This window comes from Bacillus safensis FO-36b, assembly GCF_000691165.1.
Taxonomy (GTDB): domain Bacteria; phylum Bacillota; class Bacilli; order Bacillales; family Bacillaceae; genus Bacillus; species Bacillus safensis.
On sequence record NZ_ASJD01000002.1, the window covers coordinates 668,732 to 681,096 of the forward strand.

Annotated in this window: 12 protein-coding genes, 1 pseudogene and 1 riboswitch; of the genes and pseudogenes, 7 read left to right on the plus strand and 6 right to left on the minus strand. The window is 39.8% G+C overall.

Going from position 1 to position 12,365, the window contains the following annotated elements:
* The first annotated feature begins 12 nt into the window (after positions 1 to 12).
* Together BA81_RS07780 and BA81_RS07785 are read left to right on the plus strand one after the other, a co-directional pair.
* Positions 13 to 564 carry a PadR family transcriptional regulator gene (locus BA81_RS07780; RefSeq protein WP_034281424.1) on the plus strand — a complete coding sequence of 184 codons (552 nt, stop codon included), beginning with the start codon at positions 13 to 15 and terminating at the stop codon, positions 562 to 564.
* A 4-nt stretch (positions 565 to 568) separates the two neighbouring features.
* Complete coding sequence (locus BA81_RS07785) at positions 569 to 1,051, plus strand: DUF4188 domain-containing protein (RefSeq protein ID WP_034281425.1); 483 nt, start codon at positions 569 to 571, stop codon at positions 1,049 to 1,051.
* A gap of 11 nt (positions 1,052 to 1,062) precedes the next feature.
* On the opposite strand, the gene BA81_RS07790 is transcribed toward BA81_RS07785, so the two are convergent.
* Positions 1,063 to 1,686 carry an NUDIX hydrolase gene (locus BA81_RS07790; protein ID WP_034281468.1) on the minus strand — a complete coding sequence of 208 codons (624 nt, stop codon included), beginning with the start codon at positions 1,684 to 1,686 and terminating at the stop codon, positions 1,063 to 1,065.
* Between the two features lie 170 nt (positions 1,687 to 1,856).
* On the opposite strand from BA81_RS07790, the gene BA81_RS07795 reads away from it, so the two are divergent.
* A complete protein-coding gene (locus tag BA81_RS07795; RefSeq protein WP_003215336.1) occupies positions 1,857 to 2,063 on the plus strand; it encodes a helix-turn-helix transcriptional regulator in 207 nt (68 codons plus the stop codon).
* Complete coding sequence (locus tag BA81_RS07800) at positions 2,060 to 2,740, plus strand: DUF3169 family protein (RefSeq protein ID WP_034281426.1); 681 nt, start codon at positions 2,060 to 2,062, stop codon at positions 2,738 to 2,740. The genes BA81_RS07795 and BA81_RS07800 overlap by 4 nt, the downstream gene beginning before the upstream one ends.
* A gap of 47 nt (positions 2,741 to 2,787) precedes the next feature.
* On the opposite strand, the gene BA81_RS07805 is transcribed toward BA81_RS07800, so the two are convergent.
* Entirely contained in the window at positions 2,788 to 4,134 is a 1,347-nt protein-coding gene (locus BA81_RS07805; protein ID WP_034281427.1) for an amino acid permease, read from the minus strand.
* A 164-nt stretch (positions 4,135 to 4,298) separates the two neighbouring features.
* Positions 4,299 to 4,378: riboswitch (glycine riboswitch) on the minus strand.
* Positions 4,379 to 4,642: 264 nt separating this feature from the next.
* On the opposite strand from BA81_RS07805, the gene BA81_RS07815 reads away from it, so the two are divergent.
* The 3 genes from BA81_RS07815 (at position 4,643) to BA81_RS07830 (ending at position 8,211) form a co-directional block, all read left to right on the plus strand.
* A complete protein-coding gene (locus tag BA81_RS07815; protein WP_034281429.1) occupies positions 4,643 to 5,662 on the plus strand; it encodes a LacI family DNA-binding transcriptional regulator in 1,020 nt (339 codons plus the stop codon).
* 446 nt (positions 5,663 to 6,108) lie between these two features.
* Complete coding sequence (locus BA81_RS07825; protein ID WP_034281431.1) at positions 6,109 to 7,290, plus strand: MFS transporter; 1,182 nt, start codon at positions 6,109 to 6,111, stop codon at positions 7,288 to 7,290.
* A gap of 18 nt (positions 7,291 to 7,308) precedes the next feature.
* Positions 7,309 to 8,211, plus strand: coding sequence for a shikimate dehydrogenase (locus BA81_RS07830; protein WP_024427593.1), 903 nt, complete (start codon positions 7,309 to 7,311; stop codon positions 8,209 to 8,211).
* A gap of 94 nt (positions 8,212 to 8,305) precedes the next feature.
* Here the strand turns inward: BA81_RS07830 and BA81_RS07835 are convergent, their stop codons facing one another.
* The 4 genes and pseudogenes from BA81_RS07835 to BA81_RS07855 form a co-directional block, all read right to left on the minus strand.
* Complete coding sequence (locus tag BA81_RS07835; protein WP_034281432.1) at positions 8,306 to 9,499, minus strand: MFS transporter; 1,194 nt, start codon at positions 9,497 to 9,499, stop codon at positions 8,306 to 8,308.
* Positions 9,500 to 10,659: 1,160 nt separating this feature from the next.
* Positions 10,660 to 11,325 carry a hypothetical protein gene (locus BA81_RS07845; RefSeq protein WP_034281433.1) on the minus strand — a complete coding sequence of 222 codons (666 nt, stop codon included), beginning with the start codon at positions 11,323 to 11,325 and terminating at the stop codon, positions 10,660 to 10,662.
* Between the two features lie 21 nt (positions 11,326 to 11,346).
* The gene (locus BA81_RS07850; protein ID WP_034281434.1) at positions 11,347 to 11,886 is read right to left on the minus strand and encodes a DUF2247 family protein; all 540 of its coding nucleotides are present in this window, start codon (positions 11,884 to 11,886) and stop codon (positions 11,347 to 11,349) included.
* A 12-nt stretch (positions 11,887 to 11,898) separates the two neighbouring features.
* Positions 11,899 to 12,365: pseudogene (locus BA81_RS07855) on the minus strand (T7SS effector LXG polymorphic toxin); the annotation flags it as partial.

The window sequence follows — 12,365 nt, forward strand, 5'->3', positions numbered from 1 at the left end:
AGGTGTGCTGATATGAAAAAATACAATGATACGACGTATGCGATTTTAGGTATTTTAACGACTGATTGTAAGTCGGGGTACGAAGTGAAGCAATTAATTGATAGAAGCCTGCATCATTTTTGGAAAATCAGTTATGGACAAATTTATCCAGCTTTAAAGTTAATAGTCGAGGAAGGCCTTGCGGAAGTTTCACCTGCTGCTGCTTCTGGCCGCTCAGACAAGCGGGAATATCATTTGACTGAAAAAGGACTGAATACGTTAAGAGAGTGGCTGGCGCAGCCGCTCGACCAGTTACCAACAGAGCGTAATGAGGTGTTATTAAAGTTATTCTTCGGTCAATATCTTTCGTTTGAGAAAAAATTGGTGCTTTTACAGGATTATGAGAGGCAGCTCCGTATTCGTTATGAGACATATGTTGCGATTGAACAAAACATTCAAGAGCTTTATCCAGATGAAGCGGATGCGAAGTATTGGCTGTTTACTTTAGATTATGGGAAAAGAGTGGCTCAAGCAGGAATTGATTGGTGCGTGGAAACATTCCATTCGATGAAGAAGGAAGGGTAAATGAATGAAAAAAGACATACGTGCGGGCAGATTTACAACGGACAATTCTGATTCGATTGTTGTGTTCATCATCGGAATGAGGATCAACAAACGCTGGGCCATTCATCAATGGCTGCCTGTGTTCATGGCGATGCCTGGCATGATCAAGGAGCTGTATACCCATCAAGATGAGCTTGGCTTTCTTGGGACAGAGAATTACTTTGGATTACGCACGACAGCGATGATTCAATATTGGAAATCAACAGATGACCTCCTTGCCTATGCCAAGATGGAGAAGCATTTGGCTGCTTGGAAAGAATTTAACCAAAGAACACGAAATAATGATGCCGTCGGAATTTATCATGAAACGTACCAAATTCAAGCCGGCTCGTATGAATCCATCTACGTGAACATGCCTTCCTACGGACTGAGCCAAGTGAAATCCCCTATTTCAATAAGTAAAGGTCAACAAACAGCGAAGGACCGTCTGAATACAACAAATTCCTAGAGAGCGATTCTCTAGGAATTTCTTTTTGCAACGGTCACAAAATGCTTTAATATGCGGGCTGTTAATCCCCATATGGTGTAGTTTTCGTAATCATAAAACCATTCCTCAATCGAACGGCTTCCCCAGCTGTATTTTTCACCATTCATGATTTTTTCATAAGGGAAGTCCTCTCCTGGTGTTGGCTGAACGGATACATGATGTAAGTACGGCTCATATTGGCTGAGCCATGATAGAGGCACGGTAAAAGTCTCCTCTACTTCTTCTTGATTAAAGGAGTGCTTCACTTTTTGCACATCAATGATACCGACATATGGGTATACCACAAAAGATGGAGAAGCGATATAAGGACTAAGCTGTCCAAGGATCTCGACCGATTCTGGCGGAATGCCCAGCTCTTCATGTGTTTCACGCAATGCAGCTTCCTGTGCAGTTTCGCTGCCGTCAAGCTTGCCCCCAGGAAAGCTAATATCACCCGGCTGTTTTCTCATAGTTAGCGATCGTACCTCAAATAATATATGCCATTCTCCATTTACTTGCACCAAAGGGATAAGGACTGCTGCTTTGAACGCTGTCTCTTCTCCAATGAACAACGGTTGTGATTGATGCAAGTCATTTTTTAATTGATCAATGAACACGGACATCACCTGTTTTCTGTTTCTCTTTCCTTTAGCGTATCATGGTTCACCTTTTCAATAAAGATGATTGTTCTGACAATTATCTTTATCATTTTGACAACCTTACTTGTCAAAATGAATATAATGCTTTACAATTAAGGAAAGATTTCAACCAAAATTGAGGTGACAGAATGAAAAATCGGTTAAAAGAGCTTCGTGCGCGAGATGGTTTAAACCAAACTGAGCTTGCAAAGCGTGCAAAGGTCTCTCGTCAAACCATCAGCTTAATGGAACGAGATGAGTTAATGCCGTCTCTATTGCTCGCTGTTAAGCTTTCACGAATTTTTCAGGAACCCATTGAACGTATTTTTCTATTCGAGGAGGATGAACTCTCATGAAAACTGTATACAAAATGCTCTTAGGTGCTCTCCTTGGCTTTCTCGGCGCTTACTGTCTGCTAGCAGCCGAATTTGAAATGACACTTCTTGATGTTGCATTTGAAGCGACTCTTGTCATCAGTGGATTGACGATTTTATTGATTGTTTATTGTTTTTCAGGGATTTCACGTATGAAAAAAAGAGTATCTCTTTCGGTTTCTGGAGATGAAGAGGATGAACTGGAGGCAAAACAATATCGGACCTTTACTGATTTGACTTTAGCCAATACGGTAAGTACCATTTTTTCCATTGTTGCCATCGGTATCGCGATCGTCACCGAGCAGCCCATTTGGTTGATTCTCGTCAATGCTGCTTTATTTATTGTCTCCATTATCAGTTCATATATAGCGATATCTGTTCTAAAGCTTGTCTACCCTAATCGCAACCTGCCAAGTCCATCTGACAAAGATTATAGTAAAAAGCTGCTCGCTATTTCAGACGAAGGCGAAAAGCATGTGATGCTTGGCGGACTGTTTCACACGTATCAAATGATGAATGTTCTATTGACCGGCGCCATGTTTATTTTGATTGTGTATTCCCTTGGAGCCAATCACTCTCAGCTTTTCTCAATCATGGTCATTGGGGTTGTTTTGATCATTTTGAATGCAAATTATGTGCTAAAGATTAGAAATCGTTAAATGAACAAAAGCACAGCCTCATGCAAAGGCTGTGCTTTTTCCGTTCATTATGACGCGCGGCGTTTCTTTCGTGCATAAATCAATAGTAAGAAACCAAACCAGACCGGCGTTAATAAGAGCGCGGGGCGCGTTGCATCTGCAAACAGCATGATCACTAGAATCGCAGCGAAGAGAACTAAAACACATATATTCACAAAAGGTGTGAACGGTGCTTTAAAGGTAGATGCTTCATGCAATTCCGGCCGTGTTTTTTTATATTTCAAATGGCTAATTAAAATAATACTCCATACCCAAATGAAACAAATGGCACTGATCGTTGTCACAATACCAAAGGCTTGTTCGGGAATCAGCTTGCTTAAAAGAGCTCCAACCGATACCACAATCGTCGAAACAAACAGGGCATTGCTTGGGACAGCATGCTTGTTCAGACGTCCGAAGGAAGCTGGACCCTGCTTTTGATGACTGAGATTATACAGAATACGGCTCGTCGAGAACATGCCGCTATTACAAGCTGATGCCGCAGACGTCAACACAACAAAATTAATGAGCCCTGCTGCTACTGGTATCCCAATGAGTCCAAAGGTTTTCACAAAAGGACTTTCTGATGCGCTGAGTTCAGTCCATGGGTTGATACATAGTAAGACAAAGATCGCTCCCACATAGAAAAATAGAATTCTTAATGGAATCTTATTAATCGCAGAAGGGATGTTTTTTTGCGGATTGGCTGTTTCTGCTGCGGACACACCGACCAGTTCAACTCCCACATACGCAAAAATCACCATCTGGAATGACAATAAGAAACCTGTGACACCATTCGGGAATAACCCGCCATGAGACCATAAATTCGTTACTGTCACCGGTCCGGCATCTGTTTGAAAACCAATGATTAAAAGAACCATTCCAACCCCGATCAATAATAGAATCGTAATTACTTTAATGAGTGCAAACCAAAATTCCATTTCTCCGAAAAGCTTCACCGTTAATAGATTCAATCCTAGTAAAATCAATAAACAAATGATGGCAGGAATCCACTGCGGGATTTTAAACCAATACTGCACGTACACACCGACCGCAATGACATCCGCCATCGCTGTCATAATCCAGCAAAACCAATAGGTCCACCCTGTCACAAAGGAAGCCCACGGGCCGAGATAGTCCTCTGCAATATCGGTTAATGACTGATAGCCTGCCTTCGATAAAAGCAATTCTCCGAGTGCCCTCATGACAAAAAAGATGGCCATCCCGACAATTAAATAAGCAAAAATGATTGAAGGACCTGCCAATTGAATAGCTTTTCCGGATCCTAAAAACAGCCCGGTTCCAATGGTTCCGCCAATGGCAATCAATTGTACATGACGGTTTGATAAATCACGTTTTAATTCTTGTTGTGCCAATGCTAACACCCTCCTACGACACGATCTTATCCTGAAATAATGAACCCTTTAAAAAAGTCCATAAAAAAAGAGATTGGATGCGCTCCAATCTCACGGTCATAAAAGAATAGCAAAATAGAGAAAAGTCATACACGGCATCATCCATGCACCACAAATACAATATTTCGTACTCTTCTGTCCTTTTGCCTGAGATTGTGAACCCTTCGGCGCCGCACATACATGCGGTCTCTCCAGAAGCTGCTCCTGCTATAGTGTGACCCACAGCATTCATAGCCTTTGTTATTTAATTAAAATGTTGCTATTTCTGAATAATTTCATATTTTACGCCTCAATCTGAAAGCTGTCAATGGTAATCTTTTATGATTTACGGCGTTACTCATATGTCTTCACTTCATCAACCCCCCCTGATTCATGTATAATAAATCAAAAGATGTTCGGCTCGTCTGATAGAGAAATCCCTCTTGATGATGAACAAAGTTAGGCAATCCATTGAAGTTGGTGAAGATAAATGAAAAAAATGAACAAGCAGCGTGTTACATTACAGGAAGTCGCCAAGCATGCCGGTGTCTCGACTTCAACGGCATCACTCGTTGTTCGAAATAATCCTAGAATCTCTGAAGCCACTCGAAACAAAGTACTGCAATCCATGGAGGAATTAGGATACGTATACGACCGCGTTGCTGCCAACATGCGGTCAAAAAGCTCAAATATCGTGGGTGTGATTGTGACGGATATTTCTAACACCTTTATTTCGGAGTTTTTAATTGGCGTGCAAACCACGCTTGAGTCACTGGGCTATACTGTTTTACTTGGTACGACCTTTGACAGTGTCGATAAACAGGAGCGGCTCATTTCCACCATGGTAGAGCACCGAGTGGGCGGGATTATTTTAAACCCAGCTTCGAAAAGCTCTGCTCGAACGGTCAAACAATTAAATCAAATTCGCACCCCAAAAGTACTGGCAAATCGTGAATTATCAGATGTGCAATGTGACTATGTCGGTGTTGATTATGAACAAGGTACTTGGATGGCGGTTCATCATCTTCTTCAAAAAGGGCATCGCCGCATCGCTTTTTTAGGCGGCATCAAGACTTCTTCGACTTGGATTGAGCGGATGAAAGGTTTCAAAAGAGCTCATGACGAAGAAAATGTGACGATTGATGATTCTCTTATTATTGATATAGAACCTACTCGTGAAGGCGGGAAAGAAGCACTTGCCCAAGTGATGGATCAGCCTGAGCCCCCTACTGCTATTTTTTGTTTTAGTGACTTATTCGCTTTTGGGGTCATTCAAGCACTGTCAGCACGGGGCATCAAGCCTGGTGAAGATATCGATGTCGTTGGATTTGATAATGTTCCTGAAGCAGAAATGTATCATCCGCCGCTCACCACTGTTTCCTCCTTCCCACGATCCATCGGGGTAAAAGCAGCGAACCTTTTATATCATAAAATGAACGAACAGGATGAAGAGCTGCAGCGATTGATTTTAAAGCCTCAACTTCATATTAGAGAAACCTCTCCATCATGATGAAAAAGAGAATTGCGTGCAGCAATTCTCTTTTTTTATTGATCAAGTCAACTATTTCTTTGTTTCATTTTTCTTTTTTTAAATCACAAAGTCATAAACTTGACACATTTAAAATGCAGGAGTATATTTATCTCGTTGCTTCTTTTAGTATATCGTTATACCTATTTCATCATATCATCATTTCTATCAAAAAACAGTTAAAAGTGGTTTTTTATGATTCTGATCAAATCATGAAGTTTCACTTCCTAATCAAGGCTGTTATTATTTTTTCATTTTTAGTAGAACGATGTACTTGATCGAAGAACAGATGAATATTCATTATTTTTTCATCAATCACATAAGGGGTGTTGTGATGGGCTTCATATTATTCATTTTGAAGGAAACAATAACAAAGGGTACACAAAGAATTTGACCTTAAATGGGGTTTCAAATATAGGAGTGGGAACATGAAAAATCCTTATATAAAATCGTCACTTGGCATGTATTTAAACTACTTCATGCTTGGCATGATCAATATTATTGTAGCTTCCAACATGGACAGCTTATCTGAACGCTACCATGTGGATATTCCGAAAATCAGCTTGCTTGTATCGGCGATCGGAATTGGTAAACTCATTGCGCTCTTTTTCTCAGGCCGGTTAGCCGACAGCTGGGGACGTAAGCCTGTCATTATTACAGGAAATTTTCTTTACTTATTATTCTTAATCGGTATTCCAACGACAACAAGTTATACACTGGCATTTATCTTTGCGATATCAGCAGGTATTGCCAACTCACTGCTTGATTCAGGAACCTATCCTGCTTTGTCAGAGTCATTTCCGAAAAAAGCAAGTTCGGCTTCTGTTTTAGTAAAAGCGTCTGTATCCATTGGGGCGACTGTTCTTCCATTTATCTTGGCCTTCCTAGTGGCACATGACATCTTCTGGGGCTGGGCGTTCTTTGGACTAGGGCTTCTTTATTTACTTGTAGGGATTTACTTACTCTTTATGCCATTCCCGAACCATAAGCAAGTTTCTTCACAAGACGCTCTTCCAGTACAGGACCAGCTGAAAGAAGAACCAAAAATGCTTGGCGAAGGCTTAGCTGTTGTACTGATGGGATTCACATCGACTGCATTGTTTGTCGTATGGCAGACATGGCTTCCGCAGCTCGGGTTAAAATTAATCGGACTTGGCACAGAACAAGCTACACAGCTTCTATCTTATTTTAGTATTGGTGCACTGGTATCTGTTCTATTGCTTTCGATCGTCTTAGATAAATTCATTTCACCGATTATGGTGGCGATCATTTATCCAATTGGAGCGTTCCTTGCGATGCTTGCACTATTCCAAGTTGAAACTTACAGCATTGTCATTGTCAGCACCTTCTTCTTAGGACTATTTACAGCGGGAATCTTCCAGCTGGCGATGAGTATTATGATGAAATTGTTCCCGACAAACAAAGCAACGGCTTCATCCTATGTCAACATTGCGGCAAGCTCAGCATTTATACTCGTGCCGCTCATTACAAGTGGATTGGTCAGCACGTACGATATTAAAATGACGTTATTTTTCGATATGATCATCGCAGTTATTAGCATATTACTAGCGGTCTTTGTTCTTGGACGCATGAAAAAATTATTTAGATAATTAAAGGAGATGTCAATCATGACAAACATACATGAACGTAATATTGATGGGAAAACAAAATTAGTTGGTCTTCTTGCTACACCAATCGGGCACAGCCTTTCACCACGTATGCATAACCTTGGCTATACACTAACAGGTCTCAACTATGCTTACCTTGCATTTGAAGTAGGGAATGATGAACTAGAAGCAGCCGTAAATGGTATGAAAGCAATGGGTGCAGCTGGATTTAACGTCTCTATGCCGAACAAAATGAAAGTACTAGATTACTTAGACGAACTAGATGATTCTGCAAGATATACACGTGCAAGTAACACTGTAGTGAACAAGAATGGTAAGCTCATCGGCTACAACACAGATGGTCTTGGATATGTAAGAAACTTGATTGAACATGGTGTTGAATTAGCTGGTAAGAAGGTCACTCTCGTTGGCTCTGGCGGTGCTGCGACTCCGATTGCGATTCAGCTTGCACAGTCCGGCATTCGTGAAATTAGTATTTTTGCTCGTAATGATCAATACTTTGTTCAAGCAGAAGAAAATGTAAATTACATCAACAACGAAATGAAATCATTCGGTGTCAAAGCAAACATTTTCCCACTTGAAGACAAAGACGCGTTCCGCCGTGAAGTAGCAGAAAGTGCAATCCTGGCAAATGGGACAAGCCTTGGCATGAAACCACTGGATCAACTCAGCATTATCGATGATACACTTGATGTACTTCGTGAAGATTTGATCGTGACAGATGTCGTATACAACCCGCAAAAAACAAAGCTTCTTGCGCAAGCACAGGAAGCTGGCGCCAAAACCATTAACGGTCTTGGAATGATGCTGTGGCAAGGTGCACTTGCTTACAAACTCTTTACTGGTGAAGATATGCCAGTTGATCAAGTAAAACAAATTCTTTTTGAAAATGACCGTTTCTAAAATAAAAAAGACAAAGGGCTAAAATGATCATCATTTTAGTCCTTTGTTTTCAGCTCTACACGCTGAGACGACTTCCTGCGGAGGTCGTCTTTTTTTAATCATGTATCATGATTTGACGGTATCGATACAGGATATACAGTGCGCCGATAATGGCCGCAACAGCCACCACTGCATCGAACATAAAGATTTGTAAAATGGACGCGTGACTCTGAATTAAACCTGTTACGACCGGGATGACGATAGCCGACACGCCGCCCGCTGTAGAGATAATCCCTGTCATCGTCCCTTTGTTTTTCCAGAAGAATTCAGCCATCACAGTTAACGTCAGCTGAAAAACTCCTGCGGTTGAAAATCCCAATACAAACGCATTGACGGTTCCTATGACTGGGGATTTCACGACCAAGAGCACACAAATGGAAACAAGTGTAATGATGGGGTAGATCAGCAGTACAGTGACCGGACGGACAAAGCGGCGAAGCAGAAACGCGAGCATCACGACAGACAGCAACCCGCCCATGCTATAGTAACTGAGCAGTTTTACAGCACTGCCCGATGCCATCCCCAAGATGGCCTCACCGTACGTAGGAAGCCAAATTTGCGGCAGCGCATACAGTCCATTTGACGTAAAGCTGATCAAAATGAGTGCGATCCCTTCCCTCCAAAATGTAGGCTCTGTCGAGAAGCGCGGAAGTCCGTCATACTCCGTTACCTGGACTTGCTCCACCTTACGATGATTCGGAAATGGCAAGGTCCACAGCATCAAGACATTCACAAGATAGATCAGAGCAGGGACAAAAAATGAAATTCCATAAAACAAATCATGCTCTGCTAAAAAGAAAATCGCCAGTGGCAAAATGGTTGCCCCAATGGAGATAAAGGCCTTCACCATCACATTCGCAGATCCCGAGTTTTGCGGAAAAGCCTCCATTAACGCAGGATATGTTCCTGCATCCATTGCCGAATTCGCGACGCCTGCCAAAATCGCAAATGCAAACGCGATTTGATAATTCGGAGACAATGGGATTCCAATGAGGAACACCGCCATCAGCACACCAGAAACCAAAATGACCGGCTTACGCCCAAAACGATCTGACAGTACACCTGATAAACCATACGTGAGCACCCTGCCAATGCCAAGCGCCGAAATCATATAACTAATTCCCGCACTATTGGTATCTAACTGTTTGATTAAAAATGGCATATTTGAAGCCAAAATAATATTGACCATACCTAATAAAAAATAATTAATATACAGACTAGAAGCCGTTCTCACATACGGATTCCTCATCCTGACACACCCCTCAACACCATCGCAATGAAGTGACAAATAATGGTTACGCTTACAAGATCTCATATGTGAGGAAGAACAGCTTTTCAGCCTTCACGTTCATACATCTCATCATGTCATGCAGCTCACAGCTTACACGCCCTTCATGTATCAAGCATTTCTTCAATTTTTCACTGCTCTTATTTTATACGAATGCGAAAGGTAAAGATAGTGAATTGCTTAAATTTGAAGGGAATTCATCGATCAAGCGTATGACACCATCGATAGAAAAAAGGAGTGGTTCATTCCACTCCTTAAATGATGTCTCAATTCTGTTCATCGCAGCCCCCAAATACTTAGCTCATAAAAATATCCCGTTCTCTCGATGCGTAATCCAAAACGGAAATATTCTTCCAAAAATAAAATCCCCATACCCACTTGAAAATTTTGTTTGCTCAAGAAGGTGATTTAAAAGAATAAAAGCTTTTTTCACATTCAATTAAAGTGCTGCAATTTCATGCTCTCGATAGTGTTCTCCATGTATTTGGATTTTATGTTCTCTCGATTGAAGGAAAGCAAATACCTTCTGACAAAACAATTGATTTTTCTTCAATATCTAAAAAGGGGTGTTCTGGAAGTGTCATATAGCTTAATTTGTTCATTAAATGCTGTCTTCTGCTTTTTCTTTTTAAGGTTTCGATTTTTGAATTTCTGTTGTTATTTATATTACCCAGTTCAACATCCACTTTCCATTTTGTACTTTATCATTACGATAAATACCTCATTAGGTCTTCATTCATAGATGCGAACAACTAAATACAGACTTGACGAGAACCTTCCATGAATTAAGAATTGTACACATGTGAAATTGTACCCTTATGGGGGACATCATCGCTTTCATCCACAAGTTAGAAGACGGTAAAGACCTGAATATCAAGATAAACATGAGAAATTAAAACCAGAAGGTTTCTTTCATCTCTACCACCTGACAAACACTACTCAGCGATTTTATAAAATCCATATACCACTATTCGAATTCTATAGAAATGAAACAACCAGTCATCGAAAGAGTTTCGACAACTGGCTGTTTCATACAGTGTTTTGATCCCAGTCTCTCAAAAACGGGGGATCAGTCCCGAATATAGTGATTGTTTAAAATATACGGGATCATTTTGAAGATACTATGAATGACTTTGTATTCGCTCCCGTATTTTCTGGGTATGATCTTGATTTAAAATCATTGCCAATTCGGCCTCATTTAGACCAGATCCCCATCTAAAGATAATTTCACTATTCAAACCATACTTCAAAAAAAGCGCTTGATAATCTACTTCATGACTATTCTTATCCAATCCTGAGTAAAACAAATCTTTTATAGATTCCTCTGAGTGCATAAAATCCTTTCTACTAGCAATCATGAAACTAGATTGATACTGATCCATTATTCGCAATGCTTTGTCTAAATCATGTTGAGGAACCTTGGCTATACTGACATAAAACTGATTTTCATGTTCATCTAAAAGTAATTCTGGCCCCTTTTCAAAACCTGAAGTATTTATGTCTGAATCAATAGATTTCCATACTTTTCGGAATCTCTCTATTCGCGAATGTACATCACTTACTTTCTTACTCAGAAAGATATAAAAATGGTAATTAGTCAAATGATCGCTAAAAATTTCTATTAGTTCATTTTGACAATAACTTTGAAAAGTCTTAATTCCACCATTATCTAAAAAGTAATATCCATTAATACTATATACACTTAACTGTTTAAGTTCATTTATTTTTTGATCTAACCACTTATAGTAGTTTGTCACTTCTTGTTCGAATTCAAGTTCTATTTTCATTAGGCATCTTTTGATCAGTAATTAAAATTGCTCGAATTGAACAACTTCTTTTTCTTTTTGTAAAAACTCCTCAAAAAGAGAGACTAACCTATTTATATTCTCTTCCTTTGAATACAGTAACGGATTATAACCATCTGAAGAAGGCATATAATGAATAAACGGTTCCATATCCTCAGGATAGCCAAAATCTGCGTATACTTCAGAAAGCTCATCCAACAACTCTTCAGGTGAATTCTTATTTTTTTCTTTTAAGTGAGACGTTATACCATATCTCCATTTCCTTTTTTCAACGTCCCATTGACTGGATTCTTCTTCTACCAAATCATTATATAATTCTACCAAAACCATTTGAAGTTTTCTATAATCCTCATCTGGGTCGCCATCTCCCCAAGCTAATTCTAGGATTAAAGAATTTTCACATTCAGTATGAGTAGATAAATATTCCACAGCATACTTGCTTATTTCTTTGTATGAAATCAAATCTAGCCTAATTCCTACATATATAGTTTTCCAATCATAGTGAATATTATATGTTTTTAAGACCTCTATAGAACATTTCATTTTTCTTCATTCCTATCTCTTAGGATTTTGATTAGGTAATCCTGTAATTTCACCTTCTGGAATAAACCTTCTATGAGTAACGCCCTTATTTGGATCGACAATCCACTCAAAAATACCATTTTGATCTTTAACTGAAAACACTCTTTCAATTATTCGCAAATCTTTATTATAGACATCCTTGTAACTATAGTATTTCATTCCACCTTCTATTTGGTATAACTTAACCTTTGTTTTATCACCACCAACCAAATCAAACTCTTTAGCTAATGGTGTGTAATTGTCAATTATATCATTGAAACCATGTTGGCCATCTGGCTTTTTCAACGCACTTCCGACTCTTTTATTATCTAATACCGGATGTTCAATTTTATTCCCTTTAATCCCCATCTTTCCATGAAACCCTTTAGCCCCGAACGGCAAAAGCATTCCTAGCGCCGCGTTCATACTCGCTTCCTGCTGTTCTTTTGAGATCTTGTTTC

Bases quoted from the DNA above. Each gene is read 5' to 3' on its own strand.
- BA81_RS07780 (WP_034281424.1), top strand. From the start codon at position 13: ATGAAAAAATACAATGATACGACGTATGCGATTTTAGGTATTTTAACG.
- BA81_RS07785 (WP_034281425.1), top strand. From the start codon at position 569: ATGAAAAAAGACATACGTGCGGGCAGATTTACAACGGACAATTCTGAT.
- BA81_RS07795 (WP_003215336.1), top strand. From the start codon at position 1,857: ATGAAAAATCGGTTAAAAGAGCTTCGTGCGCGAGATGGTTTAAACCAA.
- BA81_RS07800 (WP_034281426.1), top strand. From the start codon at position 2,060: ATGAAAACTGTATACAAAATGCTCTTAGGTGCTCTCCTTGGCTTTCTC.
- BA81_RS07815 (WP_034281429.1), top strand. From the start codon at position 4,643: ATGAAAAAAATGAACAAGCAGCGTGTTACATTACAGGAAGTCGCCAAG.
- BA81_RS07825 (WP_034281431.1), top strand. From the start codon at position 6,109: ATGAAAAATCCTTATATAAAATCGTCACTTGGCATGTATTTAAACTAC.
- BA81_RS07830 (WP_024427593.1), top strand. From the start codon at position 7,309: ATGACAAACATACATGAACGTAATATTGATGGGAAAACAAAATTAGTT.
- BA81_RS07835 (WP_034281432.1), bottom strand. From the start codon at position 9,499: ATGAGGAATCCGTATGTGAGAACGGCTTCTAGTCTGTATATTAATTAT.
- BA81_RS07845 (WP_034281433.1), bottom strand. From the start codon at position 11,325: ATGAAAATAGAACTTGAATTCGAACAAGAAGTGACAAACTACTATAAG.
- BA81_RS07850 (WP_034281434.1), bottom strand. From the start codon at position 11,886: ATGAAATGTTCTATAGAGGTCTTAAAAACATATAATATTCACTATGAT.